At 64.0% G+C, this 21,022-nt stretch carries 21 protein-coding genes; 18 read left to right on the top strand and 3 right to left on the bottom strand.

Annotated elements, in window-relative coordinates:
• Positions 1-26: 26 nt before the first annotated feature.
• Positions 27-602: a hypothetical protein gene (locus V8246_RS04780; protein WP_336188131.1), complete on the bottom strand. Its 576-nt coding sequence runs from the start codon at positions 600-602 to the stop codon at positions 27-29.
• A 633-nt stretch (positions 603-1,235) separates the two neighbouring features.
• Here V8246_RS04780 and V8246_RS04775 point away from each other — a divergent pair.
• The 16 genes from V8246_RS04775 (at position 1,236) to V8246_RS04700 (ending at position 17,828) form a co-directional block, all read left to right on the top strand.
• Positions 1,236-1,652 carry a hypothetical protein gene (locus V8246_RS04775; RefSeq protein WP_336188130.1) on the top strand — a complete coding sequence of 139 codons (417 nt, stop codon included), beginning with the start codon at positions 1,236-1,238 and terminating at the stop codon, positions 1,650-1,652.
• 13 nt (positions 1,653-1,665) lie between these two features.
• Positions 1,666-2,595 (top strand): type IV secretion system protein, encoded by a 930-nt coding sequence (locus V8246_RS04770; protein ID WP_336188129.1) that lies wholly within the window; start codon positions 1,666-1,668, stop codon positions 2,593-2,595.
• A 14-nt stretch (positions 2,596-2,609) separates the two neighbouring features.
• The gene (locus tag V8246_RS04765) at positions 2,610-3,356 is read left to right on the top strand and encodes a TrbG/VirB9 family P-type conjugative transfer protein (protein WP_336188128.1); all 747 of its coding nucleotides are present in this window, start codon (positions 2,610-2,612) and stop codon (positions 3,354-3,356) included.
• Complete coding sequence (locus tag V8246_RS04760; protein ID WP_336188127.1) at positions 3,353-4,561, top strand: TrbI/VirB10 family protein; 1,209 nt, start codon at positions 3,353-3,355, stop codon at positions 4,559-4,561. Before V8246_RS04765 ends, V8246_RS04760 begins: the two co-directional genes overlap by 4 nt.
• Positions 4,562-4,573: 12 nt before the next feature.
• On the top strand, positions 4,574-5,611 hold the full coding sequence (gene virB11, locus V8246_RS04755; protein WP_336188126.1) for a P-type DNA transfer ATPase VirB11: 1,038 nt from the start codon (positions 4,574-4,576) through the stop codon (positions 5,609-5,611).
• A 147-nt stretch (positions 5,612-5,758) separates the two neighbouring features.
• Positions 5,759-6,538, top strand: coding sequence for a transglycosylase SLT domain-containing protein (locus tag V8246_RS04750; RefSeq protein ID WP_336188125.1), 780 nt, complete (start codon positions 5,759-5,761; stop codon positions 6,536-6,538).
• Between the two features lie 72 nt (positions 6,539-6,610).
• On the top strand, positions 6,611-6,985 hold the full coding sequence (locus V8246_RS04745; RefSeq protein ID WP_336188124.1) for a TrbC/VirB2 family protein: 375 nt from the start codon (positions 6,611-6,613) through the stop codon (positions 6,983-6,985).
• Positions 6,978-7,292, top strand: a complete 315-nt coding sequence (locus V8246_RS04740) for a VirB3 family type IV secretion system protein (protein WP_185895169.1) — start codon at positions 6,978-6,980, stop codon at positions 7,290-7,292. The genes V8246_RS04745 and V8246_RS04740 overlap by 8 nt, the downstream gene beginning before the upstream one ends.
• A gap of 4 nt (positions 7,293-7,296) precedes the next feature.
• Positions 7,297-9,834, top strand: a complete 2,538-nt coding sequence (locus V8246_RS04735; RefSeq protein WP_336188123.1) for a VirB4 family type IV secretion/conjugal transfer ATPase — start codon at positions 7,297-7,299, stop codon at positions 9,832-9,834.
• A complete protein-coding gene (locus V8246_RS04730) occupies positions 9,831-10,607 on the top strand; it encodes a hypothetical protein (RefSeq protein WP_187574304.1) in 777 nt (258 codons plus the stop codon). Before V8246_RS04735 ends, V8246_RS04730 begins: the two co-directional genes overlap by 4 nt.
• A gap of 60 nt (positions 10,608-10,667) precedes the next feature.
• Entirely contained in the window at positions 10,668-11,738 is a 1,071-nt protein-coding gene (locus tag V8246_RS04725) for a type IV secretion system protein (RefSeq protein ID WP_336188122.1), read from the top strand.
• An 837-nt stretch (positions 11,739-12,575) separates the two neighbouring features.
• Positions 12,576-12,932 carry a hypothetical protein gene (locus tag V8246_RS04720; RefSeq protein ID WP_336188121.1) on the top strand — a complete coding sequence of 119 codons (357 nt, stop codon included), beginning with the start codon at positions 12,576-12,578 and terminating at the stop codon, positions 12,930-12,932.
• Between the two features lie 67 nt (positions 12,933-12,999).
• Positions 13,000-13,869: a hypothetical protein gene (locus V8246_RS04715; protein WP_336188120.1), complete on the top strand. Its 870-nt coding sequence runs from the start codon at positions 13,000-13,002 to the stop codon at positions 13,867-13,869.
• Positions 13,870-13,965: 96 nt separating this feature from the next.
• Positions 13,966-15,801 (top strand): peptidoglycan-binding protein, encoded by a 1,836-nt coding sequence (locus V8246_RS04710; protein ID WP_336188119.1) that lies wholly within the window; start codon positions 13,966-13,968, stop codon positions 15,799-15,801.
• A gap of 243 nt (positions 15,802-16,044) precedes the next feature.
• Positions 16,045-16,602 (top strand): hypothetical protein, encoded by a 558-nt coding sequence (locus V8246_RS04705; RefSeq protein WP_336188118.1) that lies wholly within the window; start codon positions 16,045-16,047, stop codon positions 16,600-16,602.
• 2 nt (positions 16,603-16,604) lie between these two features.
• Positions 16,605-17,828 carry a lipase gene (locus tag V8246_RS04700; protein ID WP_336188117.1) on the top strand — a complete coding sequence of 408 codons (1,224 nt, stop codon included), beginning with the start codon at positions 16,605-16,607 and terminating at the stop codon, positions 17,826-17,828.
• A 254-nt stretch (positions 17,829-18,082) separates the two neighbouring features.
• Here V8246_RS04700 and crp read toward each other — a convergent pair whose 3' ends face one another.
• Positions 18,083-18,769 (bottom strand): cAMP-activated global transcriptional regulator CRP, encoded by a 687-nt coding sequence (crp, locus tag V8246_RS04695; RefSeq protein ID WP_185895178.1) that lies wholly within the window; start codon positions 18,767-18,769, stop codon positions 18,083-18,085.
• A gap of 187 nt (positions 18,770-18,956) precedes the next feature.
• Between crp and speD the strand changes: the two genes are divergently transcribed.
• Together speD and sugE are read left to right on the top strand one after the other, a co-directional pair.
• Entirely contained in the window at positions 18,957-19,751 is a 795-nt protein-coding gene (gene speD, locus V8246_RS04690) for an adenosylmethionine decarboxylase (RefSeq protein WP_185895179.1), read from the top strand.
• Between the two features lie 180 nt (positions 19,752-19,931).
• On the top strand, positions 19,932-20,252 hold the full coding sequence (gene sugE, locus V8246_RS04685) for a quaternary ammonium compound efflux SMR transporter SugE (RefSeq protein WP_336188116.1): 321 nt from the start codon (positions 19,932-19,934) through the stop codon (positions 20,250-20,252).
• 78 nt (positions 20,253-20,330) lie between these two features.
• Here sugE and coq7 read toward each other — a convergent pair whose 3' ends face one another.
• Positions 20,331-20,981 carry a 2-polyprenyl-3-methyl-6-methoxy-1,4-benzoquinone monooxygenase gene (coq7, locus tag V8246_RS04680; protein ID WP_336188115.1) on the bottom strand — a complete coding sequence of 217 codons (651 nt, stop codon included), beginning with the start codon at positions 20,979-20,981 and terminating at the stop codon, positions 20,331-20,333.
• Positions 20,982-21,022: the final 41 nt, after the last annotated feature.

Raw genomic sequence — 21,022 nt, 5'->3', positions numbered from 1 at the left:
GGCCGCGAGCCGCCTTTCGCCCGTCGTCAGCGCCGCCCTGCGGGTTCGCTGCCGCCCGCGGCTGCGCCATCGACCATCACATACTCCCCGTTCTTCTCCCACCGGCGCAGACCCTCCTCGAGCTTGATGCAGGGCGCCCCATCGCAGGCGGTGATCGTCACGTGACGCAGGGCTTCGAGCACCTCCGCATCCACGTGCGCGCGCTGAGCGCGCTGCACGTTGTGCCATGACGCATAGCCGGTCCCTGCCACCAACAGCAGGCATGCCACTGCGATGGCCCCCAGCGTACTCGCGCCAAGGAAGCGCAGACGCCTTTCGAGTGCGGCCTGTTCGTGTTGAAGACGGTCGGTCACCTGCTTCAGGCGCGCCGCGGTGTCGAGAATCGCCTGCGTCGCAGCGGGCACCTTCTCCGACAGCGCCGAGGAGACGGCAGAACCTGCGTGCTCGACAAGCTCGCGCTTCCCTTCCTCGATCGTCTTGCGTACCACGATCGCGGCGCCCTGAAGATCCTGCGCCGAGGCCTGCTGCAAAGCCGCTGCCTGCTCGCACTTCTCCTTGAGGTGCGCGGCGAGCAGTGCGGCATTGGCGACGAATTCATCCATCTTCGACGAGTCCATATCCATCCCTGTTCGATGTGAAGCGAGGCGATCGACCTTTTTCAGAATGCTGCACAACGTTGGGTACTTCAATATCCAGCTGATGCTGGTCGCGCGCGTGTCTCAGTCATCTAGGTGAATCCGATTTTCACATTGGATGTGACGCGGTGCGTACTTTCACAATCACCTTCACGTCCATGAGTGAAGTAATGATCGTCGCTTCACGAATCTGCAATAAACAGCTTGTTTTATGGGGTTTCGTGCGCGTGCGTCGGAGGCAGCGAATGTTCATACACATGTTTACTCGAGTAAGTGTCTTGACGGCACAAAATCGCGTGGATATGTTCGGCGCGAATGTCGTGATGCAGTACGCGGATCGGATGTGATTCGCGAATGCCACCGTTTCAACGGAGCGTCAACCACATGGATGCGTACAGGGGGTATGGCACGGGCCTTCAATCCGTGCGCGGTGAAGATCGCGGCTTGCCCGCGGATCCCGATGCGCGTTCGCGCACTGCCGCCCACACACAATCTTCAGTACCGCGGAGCGTCCAGCGATGGGGCGCAGCGGATGGGTGTTGCCGACGATTGCAGGGTGGTCTACACGTGAGTGGAAACGCTGTCTTTCGCGCGTCTCTGATGGCGGGCGTGATCTTTGCGGTGATGGGAATGGCGGGGTGCGCGACGCCCACGCCGAAAGACGTAGGTGGACGTTGGCGTCCGGTTAACCGTTTCGCCGAGGTGCCTCAGGCCATTCCACTCCAACAGGCCTACATCTATCAGGCGTCCCCGGCGGACTCCACCCTGAAAACCATGCTCGGCCGGTGGGCAAGGGATGCGCGCCTCACGCTGTCCTACCTGCACCCGAACGACTACACGCTGCATTCGCCAGTTGCGCAGATCCGGACCGGCAGTCTCGAGGATGCAGCGAGTGCGCTTTCGGCCGCTTATGCCGAACAGGGCGTCCGGGTGGTGGTCGAGCGTCCGCGGATCATCGTGAGCCAGTCGTTGCCGCCGCCCGCGGACGCAGCGCCTTCCGCGCCCACCGGTGACTGAGGGCGAACGTCCCATGTTCAAGAAGAAGACCTCGTCGCCGGACATCGATCGTGCAGTAGCACAGGGCGTCAGCTTCGAGTTGACTCTGGCCGAACGCGCGCGGAAGAGCGAGCGCAGGGCCTGGCTCGTCGCGTGGTCCGCGATCGTGATGTCGCTGATCCTCGCCGGCGGCTATTTCATCTTTCTGCCGTTGAAGGAGAAGGTGCCCTATCTGGTGATGGCCGATCCCTACACGGGAACGGCCAGTGTGGCGCGCCTGTCCGGCAACTTCCAAGACCGCGACGTCACCACGGAGGAAGCGATCAACAAGAGCAACGTGGCGCAGTTCGTGCTGGCACGGGAATCCTACGATTCCGGATTGATCGGCCAGCGCAATTGGAGGACCACGCTGTCGATGGCGGGGCCCGCGGTCGCGCCCGCCTATGTGGCACTGCACTCGGAAAGCAACCCCGAGCGACCGTTCCGGCTCTATGGCAGCGGTCGCGCGGTGCGCGTCCGGATACTCAGCATCGTGCTGATCGGCGGAACAGAGGGTCGGCGCCCCACCGGTGCGACCGTTCGTTTCCAACGCAGCGTCTACGAGAAGGGGCGGGGCATCTCTCAGGCGCTGGACAGCAAGATCGCCACGATGGAGTTCACCTACAGCCCCGATCTCCGTCTCAACGAAGAGGACAGGCTGCTCAATCCTCTGGGGTTCCGGGTCACCAACTATCGCGTGGACGAGGACTTCGCATCCGCGGCGCTGCCGGAGCGGGAGTTCCCCGCGCCTCCGTCCTCTGCCGACATGGCGCCTGACGTGCCCTCGGCCGCGGCAAGCGCGGACGGAGCGGTCGCGACGGCGCCTGGCCCGGCCCAGGTGACAAGTGAGAACGATGTGTCGACAGCGCCGCTGCCTGCGGAACAGTCGGAATCCGAGACCGGAAACGGAGTGCCCCAACGATGAGGTGGAAGGACGCCATGATGCGTTTGGCCACGCTAGGCGTGCTACTGATGGCAGCGCCCGCGTACGCGCAGGTGATCGAGCAGTACACTTACGCGCCGGACAAGGTCTATCCGGTACGCACGGGCTTGGGCATCACGACCCAGATCGAATTGTCGCCGCACGAGGAGATCCTGGACTTCAGCACCGGCTTCAGTGGCGGATGGGATATCAGTCGCCGCGGTAACGTGTTCTACCTGAAGCCGAAGAACGTCGATGTCGACACCAATCTGCTGGTGCGCACGGCGGCGCATTCCTACATCTTCGAGCTGAAGGTCGTCGCCACGGACTGGCGCGTGCTCGACCAGGCGAGGGCGGCTGGCGTGCAGTACCGCATCACTTTCGCCTATCCGGGCGATACCAGTTTCGCGGGTGCGGCGGACAAGCCGCAGGAAGTCGCGTCCGAACTGAACACCGGCGTCGAGCCGGGACGCGCATATCACTTCAACTACGAGTACGCGCAACGTAAGCGTGGCCCCGCGTGGCTTGTCCCAGCCACGGTCTACGACGATCGCCAGTTCACCTACATTCGCATGGGCGACCGCACGCGCTTTCCCAGCGGCAACTTCCCTGTGGTGTTCGCAAGAGAGAGCGAGCAGGGCGACGAGTTCGTCGTGAACTCCACGGTGCAGGACGACACGATCGTCGTGCATGGCACATACCCGTACCTGGTCATCCGCCATGGCGACAACGTGGTGGGCCTGCGCAGGAGCCCCGAGCAATGAACCAGACGCCCAACGACCATCCTGACAAGGGACCGGACCACGCCGGCCCTCAGAATCCCTACGAGACCGCGCGCCATGTGCCGGAGCCCGACCTCGACGCCAATGCGCCCTACCTGCGATCCGCCGATGTGCAGCGTCTCAATCGGAAGGCGCTGATGTTCCTGGCGGGCATCATCATACTGATGCTGCTCGTCGTGTTCTGGATATTCAGCGGCGGCCTCTCGTCGAAAACAGAGGATGCGCAGGCCCGGGCTGAGGGCGAGCAAGTGGTCATTCCCGCCGCACCGCGGGATCTGCCCGAACTCCCTGAGGAAGTCGCACCCGTCCCCGTAGAGCCAGACCTGCCGCCTCTCCCGGTCGTCGAAGACACCGCGTCCTCGGCCGCCTCCATGATGGCAATGCCCTCCGGCATCCCCGAGCGGCAGGAGCTGTCGTTGCGCGAGCGCCGCATGCTGGACATGGCGACGACCTTCGGCGAAGGAGGGAATCCCGACGCCATCACGCCTGCCGAAGCGGCAGACCCCGGCATGGCGCAGTACGCGGCTCTGATGGGACAAGGCCAGGCGCCGGTCGCGCCGCGCGAACCGCCCGATGGCGTGACCAGCGCAAAACCCCTTTACAACCCCAATACACTGCTGCTGCGCGGCACCTACATCCGGTGCGTTCTTGAGTCGCGCGTCATCACGGACGTGCCCGGGTATACCTCGTGCGTGGTGACTGAGCCGGTCTACTCGGTCAACGGCAAGCGCCTGCTGCTGCCGCGCGGCTCCAAGGTCATGGGGAGCTACAACTCCGAAGCGATCATCGGCGAGCGCGCCGCCATCGTGTGGGACCGCATCACCACGCCGACCGGCATGGACGTGAACATGCGCAGCCCCGGCACCGACATGCTCGGGTCGGCCGGCAATCCCGGGCACTACTCGGCCCACTGGGCGCAGCGCATTTCCTCGGCGCTGCTGATCAGTCTGCTCAGCGACGCCTTCAAGTACGCGGGCGCCAAGAACGGTCCCCAGGAAACGGCGGTCGTCAACGGCGCGATCTACCAGAATCCTTACGAGAGCAATACCGCCCGTACCATGGAGCGACTGGCGAACATGGCGCTGGACCGCAACATGGCGCGTCCGCCGACGGTGACGATCAACCAAGGCACCATCCTGAGCGTCTACGTGGCCCGCGACGTGGACTTCTCCGCGGTAATGCGCTGACGGCATGCCGGCATGGATACGCAGAACGAACCCCTTGCCCGCGTCTCCAACGAGTTCCTGGACTACCAGTACCAGGTGCTCGGCATCGGCGATCACATGCATTCCTCGGACGTCACCGAGATCTGCATCAATCGCCCGGGCGAGATCTACCTGGAGACAGCGCGCGAGGGTTGGCTGAAAGCCGACGTGCCCACCCTGACCTTCGATCGCGCCCGCCAGTTCTGCACCTCCGTCGTCAACGAGAGCAATACCGGCCAGCGCATCACGGACATCGATCCGATGGTGTCTCTGACGTTTCCCACCGGTCAGCGCGCGCAGTTCGTCATCCCGCCGGCCTGCGACGCGGGCAAGGTATCGATCACCATCCGCCTGCCCGCCAAGTTCAGCAAGACGCTGGAGCAGTACGAACAGGACGGGTTCTTCGACGAGATCCTGGAACAGCAGCAGTCGCTCGGCGATCATGATCAGGAACTGCTCGAACTACGCCGCAGCCGCAACTACGCCGAGTTCTTCCGCAAGGCGGTCCTGTATCACAAGAACATCGTCGTGGCCGGTGCCACGGGAAGCGGCAAGACCACCTTCATGAAGTCGCTGGTCAACCATATCCCCGATCAGGAGCGTCTGGTGACCATCGAGGATGCACGCGAGCTCTTCATCCGCCAGCCGAACGTGGTTCACCTGCTGTACTCCAAGGGCGGGCAAAGCGCCAGCAACGTCACCGCGAAGAACTGCATGGAGGCGTGCCTACGCATGAAGCCTGACCGCATCATCCTGGCCGAGCTGCGAGGCGATGAGTCCTTCTACTTCATCCGCAACTGCGCATCGGGCCATCCCGGTTCGATCACCAGTTGCCATGCCGGCAGTACGGCCCAGACCTGGGATCAGCTCGCGCTGATGGTCAAGGCATCGTCGGAAGGGGCGGGGCTGGAGTTCGAGGTGATCAAGCGGTTGCTGAAGATGACCATCGACATCGTGGTCCACATCAAGGCACATGCGGGCCGCCGCTACATCACCGGGATCGATTTCGACCCCGCCCGCGCACTGGCGTGAAAGGAGATTCCATGCGTCGCGTCTTCCTCAAGAACTCCATGTCCGCATCGACCGCTCGCGTCCGAGGCTTCCATCAAGCGGCTTGTGTGAACGATCGTGTCGTTGCCGGGGTCGGCAACTCTGATGTTCGTGGAAGGGGGTAATCGGATGCTGCCCGGCATGGAACTGATGGGATGCACGGGGCTGGCGGTTCCGCCGACCGTGATGGAGCACGTCGTGAAGGTCGAATCATCGTTCAACCCCTACGCGATCGGCGTCGTCGGGGGCCGGTTGGCGCGACAGCCGCGGAGCCTGGCTGAGGCGCTCTCGACAGCGCGCATGCTCGAAGAGCGCGGCTACAACTTCTCGCTGGGACTGGCCCAGGTCAACCGCTACAACCTGTCGCGCCAGGGCTTGGACAGTTACGAGAAGGCTTTCGACACCTGTCCGAACCTTCGCGCGGGCGCGCGAATCCTTGCCGAATGCTATGGCCGGTCGGGCAGGGACTGGGGCAAGGCGTTCAGCTGCTACTACTCGGGGAACTTTACCACCGGCTATCGGCACGGTTACGTGCAGAAGGTCTTTGCCTCCTGGCAGCGCAAGGCGGGGCAGGAGGCAGCACCGATTCCGGTGATCGACCGTCGTACCACGGCACCGTCGCGCCGCCCGGTGCCGGCGACCGCCCGCGCCAGTGGCAAACCCTCGCTAGTGGAACGTCGCATCGAGGATGCGCGGAACGGCCGCGCCGCGCCTCCGTCCACCGCCATCCCCGCCGCGAGCGGTGGCGCCGTCCCGGCGTCAACCGCCGCCAGCCCGCAGGCGCCCGCCGTTGTGCAGGCGCCGGATGCACCGGTCATGGTGCAGCCGTACTACCAGAACACCGCCGTGGTGCCCCAGACGCCGCCGGCCGTGCAGATATCCGGGAGGGATGACGCTTTCGTCTTCTAGCAGCAACCGCCACGGATGGCCTATGGCACGCGAAAGTGCCACCTATCGTCACCATCACTATTGGGGTACACCATGAACCACCAGCACATGATCCACGTAAAGCAGTTCTTCGCTACCTTGGCCATCGCATCCGTCGCCGTCGCGGCGCTGGCGTTCCCTGAGCTGGCGTTCGCGCAGGATGGCTCTGGAGCCGAGGGTCGCGTCACCACGTTCTTCAATAACATCAACAGCTTGTTGAACGTCGCCTCGATCGCGATCGTCACCATCGCGGTGATCTTCGCCGGCTATCAGATCGCCTTCAACCACAAGCGCGTCGGCGACGTGGCGCCAGTATTGATCGGCGGCTTCCTGATCGGTGCGGCAGCGCAGATCGCCAAGATGCTGTTGCCGGATGACGTGACCTCGACGGCCATGGTCGTCGGCCAGATGCTCATGCAGCATGCATAAGAACGTGCTGTTCCGGGGCTGCACGCGCCCGCCCATGTTCATGGGGGTACCTTACGTACCCTTCGCGATCGGGGCAGGCGGCTGCCTGCTGGCCACGTTCTATTTCAACATGTTCTTCCTGGCCCTGCTGCCGGTGGTCATCTTCATCATGCGGCAGATGGCGCGCCGCGACGAGATGATCTTCCGGCTGCTGGGCCTGCGCTGGCAGTTCCGGACCAAGGTCCGGAACCTGCGCCATCACGAAGGCATGTGGGTGTTCACGCCCAACGCCTACCGCAAGCGTTTCGACGATTCGATTCCGGACTGATCCCATGCTCGCGCCCGACCTGTCCATCGCCGAGTTCATCCCGCTGTCCGCCCACGTTTCGCCGCATGTGGTCAAGACAACGGGTGGCGATTTCCTGCTGACGTGGCGACTGGACGGGTTGCCCTTCGTCGGGCGCGAGGAGTGGGAACTGGAGCATCGCCACAACAGCTTCAACCGGATGCTGCAGACCTTGCGCGCGCCGGACTTCGTCAACGTGGCATTCTGGGTGCACGACCTGCGGCGTCGTGGTCGCGTAAGGTCCGACGCCCGATTCGCGCAGGCCTTCAACCAGGCGCTGTCCGACGAGTACTTCGATGCGCTTTCCGCGCAGAAGATCATGAACAACGAGCTGTACCTCACGATGATCTACCGGCCGGTCGTCATGGGGAAGAAATTCGTGGAGAAGTCCGCCGACGTCCCGCGCCTGCAGGCGGAGCAGGATCAGGCGGTCGCCAAGCTCACGGAGCTGGCCGGCAACGTGGAGGCCGTGCTGAAGGACTACGCGCCGGTACGCCTCGGCATGTACCAGTCCGACAGGGGCGGGGTGTTCTCGGAGACGCTGGAATTCTTCGGTTTCGTCCTGAACCGCATCTCGGAGCCCGTGCCGGTTCTTCGCGCGCCGGTTTATGACTATCTGCCGGTAAGCCGGCACATGTTCTCGTCGAAGTCGGGCGATTTCGTCGTGCGCACGCCCGATGGGCAGAACCACTTCGGGGCCGTCCTCAACATCAAGGAATACACCGACGGTACCTGGCCGGGGATTCTCAACGGCCTGAAATATCTGGACTTCGAGTACGTCATCACCCACTCGTTCAGTCCCATGGGGCGGCAGGATGCACTGAAAGTGCTGGACCGCACCAAGGGCATGATGATCTCCTCGGGCGACAAGGCGGTCAGCCAGATCGCCGAGCTGGATCATGCGATGGACCAGGTCGCATCCGGAAACTTCGTGCTGGGCGAATACCACTTCATCCTGACGTTGTATGCCGAGGATCAGCAGCGTCTCTCGCATAACATCGCTGTCGCGCGGGCAGAGCTGTCGAATGCGGGTTTCGTGTCGGCCAAGGAGGACCTGGCCGTCTGTTCGTCCTTCTATTCGCAGCTGCCCGGCAACTGGCGCTACCGGACGCGGCTGGCCAATGTCAGCTCGCTGAACTTCCTGGGACTGTCGCCCCTACACAACTTCGCCACCGGGAAGCGCGACAACAATCCCTGGGGCGAATGCGTCACGGTGCTGCAGACCACCAACGGCCAGCCGTACTACTTCAACTTCCATGCCACCCATCCGGCGGAGAACTCGCTGGGCGAGAAGGCCATCGCCAACACCATGGTCATCGGCAAGTCCGGTACCGGCAAGACGGCCCTGATCAACTTCCTGCTCAGCCAGGTGCAGAAGTTCGATCCGGTGCCGACCATTTTCTTCTTCGACAAGGACCGCGGTGCCGAGATCTTCGTGCGCGCGTGCGGTGGCAACTATCTGGCGCTGGAGAATGGACAGCCGACCGGGTTCAACCCGTTCCAGTGCGAACGCACCGACGCCAACGTGCAGTTCCTGGCAGGCCTGGTGAAGGTGCTCGCCGGCAAGACCCATTACACCGCACGCGAGGACGAGGACGTCTTCCGCGCGGTCGAAGCCATGCTCGACATGCCGCTTCACCTGCGGTCGATGACCAACTTCCAGAAGAGCCTGCCCAACATGGGCGATGACGGGCTCTACGCGCGCCTGCGCAAGTGGACGGCCGGCAATGCGCTGGGATGGGTGTTCGACAACCCGGTGGACACCATCGACCTGGGTCGAGCCAGCATCATCGGTTTCGACTACACCGACGTGATCGAGAACGCCGAGATCCGCGTGCCGGTGATCAATTACCTACTGCATCGGTTGGAAGAGCTGATCGATGGCAGGCCGCTTATCTACGTGATGGACGAGTTCTGGAAGATCCTCGATGGTGGCGGCGCACTGAAGGATTTCGCCAAGAACAAGCAGAAGACCATTCGCAAGCAGAATGGCCTGGGCATCTTCGCCACGCAGAGCCCGGAAGACGCATTGGCGAGCGATATCTCGGCCGCGCTGATCGAGCAGACGGCGACATTGATCCTGTTGCCGAATCCGAATGCCGCCCGAGAGGACTACATCGACGGCCTCAAGCTCACCGATGCGGAATTCGAAGTGATCAAGAGCCTGGACGAACGTTCGCGCTGCTTCCTGGTCAAGCAGGGCCATGCCTCGACCGTCTGCCAGCTCAACCTGCGAGGGATGGACGATGCGTTGGCGGTCATTTCGGCCAGCACGGACAACATCGAGATCATGCACCGGATCGTCGACGAAGAAGCACAGCGGCTTGGTATTGAGAAGGCCGACCTGTTGCCAGAACAGTGGCTGCCGCGTTTCCAGGAAGAGCGGAAAGGTTCGCGAAGCCGTCGCGATAAAACGGGGCCTTCATCATCTCCCGGTCGTGAAGACCATTCCAACGGTCCGCGTTCCCGCGGCCCACGTACTCCAGCACACAGCGCTGACGAAGCTCACAGGACATCCTCATGAAACCGCTGACATTGCACTCGACCGCCCGCGCTCTTGTCGCCTTCCTGCTCATCACCGGGCTGGGAGTAGCCGCCAGCGCCCATGCGCAATGGCGCGTCATCGACCGGGACGCGAATTCCAAGCTGAGGGATATGAACGGACGCATCGGCACCGCCAGTGCGACCGGCAACGGCGATGGCACGGTGAACGGCAACCTGCGCGAACTCTACCAGCAGCAGGTGTTCGAATCGTTCAACGGCAACAACGAGGATAGCAAGGCGGCGCCGGAACCCGAGGAGAAGCTGCAGCACGCGCAGCCTACGCAGAGCGGCGTCAACATGAACGCCGACAACCGCTGCAAGCAGGCCTCCAGCGGTATCGCTCAGCAGCAGTACCAACTGTGCCGCGAAATCGTCAACACGGAACTGGCGAAGTACAACTACTCGCTGAAGATGTACGAGGTCACCACCCAGCGCCAGCGGTACCTGGACGAACTGAAGCGGCAGCGCGCCAACATCCGCAGCCACGAGGTGGGCAAGCTGCAGGACAACACGAACCGCATCCTGCTGCTGATGTCGCAGATGGAGATCGACCGCCAGCAGCAGCAGACCTACATGGATGCCTATGTTGCGCGGATCGGCTACCTGCAGGAGGCCAGCAAGACACTGGCCCAGCAAGCATTGGATGGAAAAGGTGAATCAGGCGGGGGGCTGGGCAGCGCCATCGGCGGGGCGGTGGGCATCGCCACACTGAAAGCGGCGCTCGAGATCGCACAGTCCAAACGGCGCAACTGAACTTAGACCCGAACCTGCGCTGCGATGCAGGATGCGTCGCGGCGACACGAAGGAATGAACATGGCGTACCTGCCTTCACTGGACAACGGATTCGCCCTGCTGCTGCGCAGCATGGAGGCGGCGATCGGCGCCGTCGAGCGCTGGGCGTTCTTCCGGCTCGTCTTCGACTGGGTCGACGAGGAGATCAACATCTTCCGCGACAACCTGCTCGGCGCGATGGCCGAGTGGATCGGTGGCATCGCCTTCGTCCTGCTGACGCTCTGGGTGCTGCTGCAGGGCTACCGCATCGTCACCGGCCAGTCGCGCCAGTTCATGATGGAGCTGGTGGTCCATTCGCTGAAATGGGTGCTCATCATCACCGTGGCCACCACGTTCACCCTGGGCAGCAGCGATCTCCACCGGCTACTGACCGACGACATGCCGACCACGATCAACGAAATGGTGACCGGTGAGGAGGAGGGCCCCGAGGACACCATCGACGACAACCTGCAGGCCATGGAGGGCGCGATGGTCGCCATCGATGCGCTCTATACCAGCTTCGATGAGACGCTGCAGGCCGCGAAGACGCGGACGATGTGGTTTACCGGAGTAGGGGTGGCCGGTCCCTCGTTGATGGGAGGGGCGATCCTGCTGATGTACAAGATGGCCATGGCGCTATTTATCGGTCTGGGGCCTTTCTTCATCCTGTGTCTGGGGTTCGAGCAGACCAAGGGCATGTTCCAGAAGTGGGTCTGGTACGGCATCGGCACCATGTTCTCGCTGGCGGTGCTGAGCTTCACGGTGTCGATGATCTCGAAGTTGCTGGGAGCGGTGGCGGTCTCGTACGCCGCCCAGTATCTGACCATGCTGGCAGCCAGCGCTTCGCCCCAGGGCGTCAGCAGCATGGCGATGCAGCAGGGCGGCCTAGGACTGCTGATGACCCTGTTCCTGATCACCGTGCCGCCGATGGCGGCCACATTCTTCCAGGGCACCGTCGGACAGTTCATGGCGTACAACGCGTTTGGGCAGGGGCAGGTGATGCAGCCTGGTCAGGGCAGAGCGATGTATCCGTTAACGCCAGCGCCCGTTGATAAAGCGGATGCGGGCGCTTCGTCAGCCGCTGCGCAAACATCATCGAGGGCGTATTCATGAGGCTCCACGGTTTGACTGCATGGAGTTGTGCCTGGCTCGGAACTTTTGTGTGTGCGAGTTATGCGTCGGCCCAAATGGCGTGCCCGCAAGGGGTAACGCCAGGGAGTTCTCAATGTCTTCCAAGTGGTGTGTCAGCAGGGCACGCGCCACCACCACCTCGTTGGCGAACAACTTGGGGCGCGATGGTCGAAGACGAAGCGAACGGATACGTCGGTACGTCAGTAGGTCATTTCACCAAGGCAGCAGCAAGGCGCGAAGCAAAGAGAAAATGTGTTGCGATGGGCGGGAAGAATTGCAGGCTTGCGTATGAGTACAAGAACAGCTGCGCTGTCGTAGCGGAGCCTATTGATGCAGCAGGAAGGTCTATTGCGTACTATCAGAATGGGACGACTGTAGAAGAAGCTTCTAACCTTGCAATTCGAAAATGTGATGCGATAAACGGGCGGTCATGTAAGGTCAATTATTCGAACTGTTCCCGGCCGGTGCTGGTTGAGTAGCGTAGGACATGCTTCATTACTTTGGACATGCCTTGTGTGATGTGGTTGCCATGCTGCGCAAGTGCTTTGGCAGAAAGGCCATGCAACAGGGTGGCGAGGGGCTGGTGATACCCCTGTTGCTCCCTGCTATGCCGCCGATGCTGCCGCCTTCTTCTAGGGAGCGATCGGAAAGTCAATCGCGTACAACGCTTGAGTAGGGGCGAGCTGTGATGAGAGCCGCGCAATCCGAACCTCTTACTCGTGGATTGCAACATTCGCCACATCAGGCGCGTGGCGACATATCGCGGCGTGCAGGCAGCCTGCGAGCGTCGATTCCCATGTACTACGAAGGAGTGTAGCCATGAAACGAAGCATCAAGTTCGCTATCCCACTGAGTCTGCTGGTGCTGTTCGACCTCAGCGCCCAGTCCAGCGGCTATTACCAGCGCCTGTTCTACCGGATGGATGATCCGTTCGTGTTCTGCACGCAGGGGCAGGACATCAGACGGAATCCTGCGCCGTGCTGGAAGCCGATACCGCCCTTCACCGGCGCGTACACGCTGATGCCGTATTGCGATCCGCCGAATCCCTATGGAAAGCCATGGACGAAGGATGACACCCTGTCCTTGGCGCAATACAAGACGGTCTGCCCGAAAGCCATTTCCTCCGGGCGTTGGGAAGGCTCCGGGCGCCCGGAATACACGCCTATCCATCATTGAGGCATCACCTCCGCCGTGCGCTGGCGGAATCCGCACCCGAGGAATCGCCCACATGAGGTTGCCGCACATGAAACAGCTTTCCTCCCTGCTCCTGGTCGCCATCGCGATAGCCGCCGGCGGTTGCGATGCGCAGGCACCACAAAGTACGGACGCAGCGACCGGGACACCGCCCCCCAAAACGAAGGAAAAGGACATGTCGGAGCTGAAGCCGCCTTCCGCGGACAGCGTGTTGTATTTCATATACCAGCGCGACGGCGATGGCGCGGTCAGTTACAAAGTCGATGGCGGTGCCACCGTCAGCTACTGGTACGGCCACGCATTCGAATTGAACGGAAAGCACTACTTCACCGGCTTCGGCAGCAGGAGCGTGGGCGAAGGTCCAGAAGGCGACAACGGGATGATGGACCCCGAGCATGTCGCCATCTCCCAGGCGACGTTCACGCGCGTCGAGAAGGATGGCAAGGTGGAGTGGTCGAAGCCGGATACCGATGGCTACGTCGGTGAGTTCGGACGGTTGGGGCGCGCGGACGAGGTCGATACGTCGCGCAAGGCGCAGGGATACGCCACTGCCGATGGCCGCTACGTACTGGCCGTTCCGACGCGAGATTTCATGAATGGCGAGGAGGTGCAGTCGTTCGCCATGTTCCTCTTCGATCCCGACGGCAAGGATGCGTTGTCGTTCCGTCAGTGGGGCTACCTTGGCAGTGTGCGCGTTGGCGGAGACAATAAGGCGGCCTGCAGTGACGGTCATGTGATGCCCTGCACCGCCAGTACCGGCGAGCTGGCCTTCGAGCCGGGGTCGGACGGCGGACTGCCGGCGTTGAAAGTCACCCCCTCGGGAAACACGAATGCCGGCCCCGGCAAGGTACGTGCGCTCGGGCCCGCGGATGCGGTAACCTACCGCTTCGACGCGAATGCAGAGCGGTATACGCCCTGAACTTTTCGAGTTGACCGCCCATTACAAGGCTCACGGATCGAGCCCGGTTGACGTCCTGCGACCCACGGTCGCGAACATCAGCAAGAGGAGCCAGTGATGGCCAGTGGCTACACCCGTGAACAGATCCTCGATATCGTCGAGCGCCAAGCACAGGCGAGCGGCATTCCCCGCGAGGACTTCCTCCGGTTCGCCTACATCGAGACGGGCGGCCGCTTCAACCCGGATGCGAGCAACCCCAGTGGTGCGAAGGGGTTGTTCCAGTTCATGCCGCGCACGGCGGAGGATTACGGCATCGCGGGACAAGAATTCGATCCCGTGCAGAGTACGCGTGCGGCTGCAGCGCTGTACCAGGACAATCTTGCGGACATAAGCCGCAGGCAGCAGCGTAGTGGTCATGATTTTCTGTCAGGAAACGAGACGCCAAGCGGGCTCGATCTTTATCTTGCTCACCAGCAGGGAGCTGCTGGTTATGAGTCCGTGCAAAGCGCCATCGCGACGGGAGAGTTCTCGCTCACGAGTACCCGGCGGAACATATTGGGGAACATCAGCGCCAGTGATGTCGAGAGGTTGACAGGGCGCAAGCCTGAAGAACTTCGCGGACTCGATGACCGCGAACTGGCCACCACCTTTGCGCAGTACTGGAACGCCAAGTACGCCGCCATCAGCATTCCCGATCGTGGCATCCAGGCCACGCAGCCGGGCGCGGCTGCGCGCGAGCGCACGTCGCCGCTGGCCGATGGCGTGCTGCAGACCGGCGAGCGGGGCGAAGAGGTGCGCGCCTTGCAGACGTCGTTGAACCAGCTTGGATTTCGCGATGGCCAAGGCGCAGAGCTGGAAACGCGCTCGGGCATCTACGGCGGCAGGACGCAGGAGGCCATCCGCGCTTTCCAGACGGCGAATCAGCTGGAAGCCACCGGCAATGCCGACGCGCGGACGCGCGAGGCCATCGCGCAGCAGCTCGCGTTGCCGGAACGGGAGCGCAACCGCGCCCAACCTGTAGAAGCGCAACCGCGCGAAGGCGGACTGGCGTGGCCGACACCGGGCAATCGCGAGATCAACCAGGCCGACAAGCCACGCGAGGGCCGGGGTGAGTTCGGTACGCCACGCAGCGGTGGGCGGCGCCATGGCGGCATCGACATCGAGGGCAACGTCGGCGATCCGGTGGTGGCCGTCGCGGGCGGTACCGTGGTGGTGCGTCCGAACAACGAGGCGGCCGGCAATACCGTGCATGTGCGGCACGACGATGGCTCGCTCACCAAGTACTTCCACCTGGATGGGTTCAGCGTGCGCAATGGGCAGCGCGTGGAGGCCGGGCAGCAGATCGGCACCATGGGGCGTACCGGCAATACGCCGGCCCAGGGCGATACCCATCTGCATTTCGAGTTATGGCGCGATGGCCGTCAGGTCGATCCGTTGCCGCTGTTGCGCGGCGCCGATCGCGATGCTGCCGTGTCCTCACGCCCGCTCGCGGCCGAGGTGCTGCGCGACGGCGCATCGGGTGCCGCAGTGCGCGAACTGCAGCAGCAGCTCAACCAGCTGGGCTACCACGGCGCCGATGGCAGGCCGCTGGAGACGACCTCGGGCAAGTTCGGGCCGCAGACCGAACATGCCCTGCGTGCATTCCAGGCGGATCGCGGGCTGAAGATGGATGGCGAGTACGGCGATCGCTCCCGCGCGGCATTGACTGCGGCCACGCGCGAGGCCGCACGCGATCCCGACGCGGCCAGCGCCCTGCCGCAGGCCCGAAGCGAGGACGCGCAGCGTTCGTTCGTGGATCGCATGTTCGCGGCGATGCATGGCGGCGATGACCGCGCCATGCGCCAGGCGTTGGACGATTACCTCAAGACGCCAGCAGGCGAATCGTGGCGGAAGGAATCGCCAACGGTCGAACCCTCGGTCACGGGCCGCGACCCGACGGGTCCGGCCCGTTGAGTCGCGCGGAGCGCCGGCCAGCGTGGCTCTGCGCCCGTCGTTCAACGCGATCGTCAATCGTCAAGGCGTGCGGGTCGCGGCTCTTGTGCCGTGCCTCCGCGCCCCAGGAATTCCGAGGACGGCGTCAGTCGTCGATGCGAGTCGAGGAGAATGAAGATGGATCATCTACCGGATGGGCGAAGTAAGGCGTTGACGACAGCCTTCCTTCTCCTTCTTGTTTCCCCCACAGCCTGCAGCGGTGCCATGGACAGTCAGAACAGCCCCCCGACATTCACCGAGAATCCCGCTCCGCGCCAGACCTATCGTCTGACGCTGCGCATCGAGGGAGCCCCCGGTCCCTTGGAGGTCGTCTCCAGCGCGGCGCAGTACGACGTCGTCAATCCCGAATGCCTGCCGCCACCGAAGGACAATGCGGGAGGTCATACCTCTGCCGTACCGACCCACGACATCCCGCTGCGCCTGCAGCGCGTCTCCGACAACGAGTACGCCGGTGTCGTCCATGTCGACGGCATGGTCGATGCCGACTACCAGGGGCGCGGCGTGTGCCGCTGGCAGCTGATCCAGGCTCAGGTGCAGCTTCAGGCACCGGGTGCCGAGGGCGGAACGCGCTTCGTAGCCAAGCTCAACGGCGACGAGGTGTCGCAAGGCACCGCCAAGGCGATCCACTACTGGAAGGCGCGCTATCCGAGTGAGCCGGGTGCGGACAGCTATCGCGATTACGGGCAGCTGGATCTGCAGAAAGTGCCAGCCGACCAGCGCGAAGAATTCTTCAACATCGTGCTGACCGCCGGGGAGGCCTGACCATGGGACTCACCCCACAGCAGTATGCCTACCTTGCGGATCACAGCTACGACCGTGGCGGGCAGATGCAGGACCTGCTCAACAAGGATGTCGTCATCGGCGGCGAGCGCTACCGCGTGATCGACCATGTGGACCATCCGCGCACCGGCTACCAGGGCACCGTCTATCAGCATGAGGCCAGTGGCGCGGTAATCGCCGCCCATCGCGGCACCGAGTTCGGGCGGGAGGCGTTCCGTGACGGCATGGTCGCCGACGGTGGCATGGTGTTCGCGCGCACCAACAGCCAGGCCGCGGATGCGGTGGAGCTGACACGTCGCGCGGTCGAGTTCGCGGAACGCCAGGGACGCGAGCCGGGCAGAGCGGTGCCGGAAGTGACCGTGACCGGACACTCCCTCGGCGGCACGCTCGCACAGGTGTCGGCCCACCACTTCGACCTGCGGGGCGAGACGTTCAACGCCTATGGCGCGGCCAGCCTGGACCGGCGCATTCCGGAAGGCGGCAATCGCGTGACCAACCATGTGATGGCGGTCGACGCGGTCAGCTCCGCCAGTCCCCATTACGGGCACGTGCGCATCTACGCCACCGCGCAGGAGATCGAGACCCTTCACCGCACCGGTTATCACGACAACATGCTGCGGGACCTGCTGCAGCGGGACATGCCGCTGACGGCGTCGGTGGTGTCCGCCGACTCGCACAGCATGCACAACTTCCTGCCGGTGGATGGCGAAGGGCGAGCCGACCGTTCCGCGCTGGCCGATCCGCAGGCGCGGGGGCTCGCGGAAGATCACCGCGGCATCATCGCGGACTATCGGGACGATGTAAGCGACCTGCGCCGCAGCGTCACGGTCGCGGCGCGCGGCCCCTTGGGTCTGGTGCTCGACGGCATCGACCGCGCACGGGGGCCGCTGGCCCCCGGCGAGCCCGCGGCTCAGGAGGCGCGCGACCGTCCGGCCGGCACCCCGCAGGCGACACCTGCGCCTTCGGTCACGTCAGTCGCTCCCGCGGCATGGCAGCCGAGCCCGGAGATCGAACGTCTGTTCGCTGCCGCCCGCGATGGAAGCCCGGCCGCGCTGCAGGCGGCGCAACAGGGCCTGCAGGCATCGGCTGTCGGTCAGGCATGGCATGCCCGCGTCGACGCGCACCAGCAGGCGCTGGACGCGCAGCAACGCGTCGCAGGTCCAGCCGCGGAGCCACGGACGCAGGCGCCGCTGGATATCGCGCGCTAAAGAAGTCCTGTGGGGGGGGCAGGCAGGGCGCACGCGGATCGCCGCCGCGCGTGCCTGTCCGGGCACCTCGTGCCGGACGGCTGCGGCATGTGCGGATGCCGCCTGTCAGCGCGGCTCAAGCGCGCGGGAGGTGCACAAGGGCGAGATGGGTTCCTTCGAGCGGGAGGCCGTGCGAAACGGCCAGCAGACACATCACGGCTATCGGTGGGCAGGCGACTGTCCGGTGGCCTGCTCTTGCCAGGAGTGTCGCGTTCTCAGCGCGTGCCGTACAGGACGACGGTCTTGCCGCGCGCGTGCAGGGCGCCGTCGGCCTGCAGTTTCTTCAATACACGACCGGCCATCTCGCGCGAACAGCCGACCAGTCGGGCGAGTTCCTGGCGGGACACGCGCAGCTGGGTGCCCTGCGGGTGGCTCATGGCCTCCGGTTCGCGGGCCAGGTCGTGCAGGGTGCGCACGATGCGGTCGGTCACGTCCAGGAACGCCAGGCGGCTGGCCTTGCGGCTGGTGTCCAGCAGGCGGCGCGACAGCTGGGCGCCGATGGCGTACAGGATCTTGGGTGCGTCGGCGGACAGCGTGCCCAGGAACAGCTGGTGCAGACGCTCGTAGCTGATCTCGGCCAGCTCGCACTGGGTGCGCGTCCGCAGGATCACTTCGCGGCGGTCGGATTCGATGAACAGGCCCATCTCGCCGACGAACTCGCCGGCGCCGAAATAGCCCAGCACCAGTTCGCGGTCGTCGTCTTCCTCGGTGATGATGCTGACCGAGCCGCTGACCACGTAATACAAGGTGCCGGCCGGGTCGCCCGGGCGGAAGACATCGGCACGGGCTGGGTAGCGGCGACGATGGCTGTGGGCCAGGAAGCGCTCAAGCGTGGCGGTGTCCGGCGTCAGGGGACTGGCGGCGGGGCGAGCGGGGGCTGAAAGGGGGATGCCTAGGCTCATGGTGGTCGCAGCTCGTAATTCAGGAAGCTTAGTCCGAATACGTGGCCGACGGCAAACGCAGGCCATGCAAGGGCTGGGCCAGTCCCATGCCGACCGGCCGACGGGCGGACGCGGACATTTCGCTGTCACCCCATATGGCGCATAATCCGCCCCCTCATCCGATACCCCCCAGAGAGGGACCACCGCCGTGGTAAAACCCCTGCCTCGCCTGCGGCTGCAAGGCTTCAACAACCTCACCAAGGCGCTGAGCTTCAACATCTACGACGTGTGCTACGCCTCGTCCGAGGATGAGCGCCGCCGGTATATCGAGTACATCGACGAGGAGTACAACGCCGACCGTCTGACCCAGATCCTCACGGATGTGGCGGAGATCATCGGCGCCAACATCCTGAACGTGGCCCGCCAGGACTACGATCCGCAGGGGGCGTCGGTGACCATCCTCATTTCCGAGGAGCCGGTGATCGACAAGAAGGATGCGGGGAAGGAGATCATCTCCGACGCGGTGGTGGCCCACATGGACAAGTCGCACATCACGGTGCACACGTATCCGGAAACCCATCCGGACAACGGCATCGCGACCTTCCGCGCGGACATCGACGTGGCCACCTGCGGCGTGATCTCGCCGCTGAAGGCGCTGAACTACCTGATCGAGAGCCTCGAGTCGGACATCGTCATCATGGACTATCGCGTGCGCGGCTTCACCCGCGACGTGAAGGGCAAGAAGCACTACATCGACCACAAGATCAACTCGATCCAGGATTTCCTGGCCAAGAACATCAAGTCGCGCTACGAGATGCTCGACGTGAACGTCTATCAGGAGAACATCTTCCACACGAAGATGCACCTGAAGGACTTCGACCTGGACAACTACCTGTTCGAGGAGAAGGCCAAGAACCTCTCGTTCAAGGAGCGCATGAAGATCGAGGCGCGCCTGAAGCGGGAGATCGAGGAGCTGTACCACGGGCGCAACCTGTCGGAATGACGGCTTGGCGGCGGATGCGGGTTACATCCGGTTCGGGTGGCCTGCGCTAGTCTGCTCACACAACCGGCGGGACGACCCGCCCGCGGCGCGAGCCGCGTATCAGGACCGACGGCGGTCCGGAACGCGAGTTCCGGGCCGTTTCGCGTTATGGCCCGGGCGATCAACCTGAGGAGGTGACGTATGGCGTGGGTCTGGCTGGTATTGGCGGGATTGCTGGAAGTGGTGTGGGCCGTAGGTCTGAAGTATTCCGAGGGTTTTACCCGATTCGTGCCCAGCGTCGTCACGGCCGTGGCGGCGGCGGCCAGCTTCTGGCTGCTGGCGGTCGCGCTGAAGCACATCCCACTGGGTACGGGCTACGTGGTCTGGGTGGGCATCGGTGCCGTCGGTACGGCGTTCGTCGGCATGTGGCTGTTCCAGGAGCCGGCCACGGCGGCTCGCCTGGTGTGCATCGGGCTGATCGTGGCCGGCATCGTCGGGCTGAAGCTGACGTCCGGCGTGTAGGACGGGCCCGGGCCCGCCTCCAGATGATCCTGTTGACGCTGCCTTCCGGCGGGAAAGCGTCGTTGAAGGTTCGTCCTCCTAAAGGCGGTATGCCACCGCCTTCATCAGCTTGGAGGCGCCCGCCATCAGGGTCGGGATCGGCGCGGGCAGGGTGCGTGCGCCGGCCTGTTGCGCATGGTCGGCATGACGGGCTTCGTCGGCCTTCATGACGGTCAGGATTTCCCGGCTGCGCAGGTCGGCGGCGGGCAGGGTCTCGAGGTGTTCGTCCAGGTGCGCCTCCACCTGGCGCTCGGTTTCCACCACGAACCCCAGGCTCCAGCCATCCCCGCGCAGGCCGGCCAAGGCGCCCAGCGCGTAACTGCCGGCGTACCACAGCGGGTTGAACACGCTGGGCCGGCTGTCCAGTTCGCGCAGACGGTCGGCGCACCAGGCCAGGTGGTCGGTCTCTTCCTCGGCCGCGTCCAGCAGGTGGGCGCGGGTGGCGTTGTCGCGGGCGACGGCCGCCTGGCCGAAGTAAAGGCCCTGGGCGCAGACCTCGCCGACATGGTTGATGCGCATCAGGCCGGCGGCATGGCGTTGCTCGTCCGGTTCCAGCGCGACGTCGGGGGTATCGCCGGCGGGGTTGGCGCGATGGGCGGGCGGGTTGCCGAAAACGGTGTCCAGCCCTCGTTGGGCCTCCACCAGCCAGCCGTCGAGAAGGGAGAGGGTCCGCGTGTTCATGGGTTCCATTGTGCCGCCTCGGCGGACTCGCGTCTGCCCGGCGCCACGAT

The sequence above is a fragment of the Pseudoxanthomonas sp. F11 genome, assembly GCF_037046485.1.
GTDB lineage: Bacteria > Pseudomonadota > Gammaproteobacteria > Xanthomonadales > Xanthomonadaceae > Pseudoxanthomonas_A.
The sequence above is the reverse complement of the archived record's forward strand: the minus strand, read 5'-3'. Positions and strand labels throughout refer to the sequence as shown.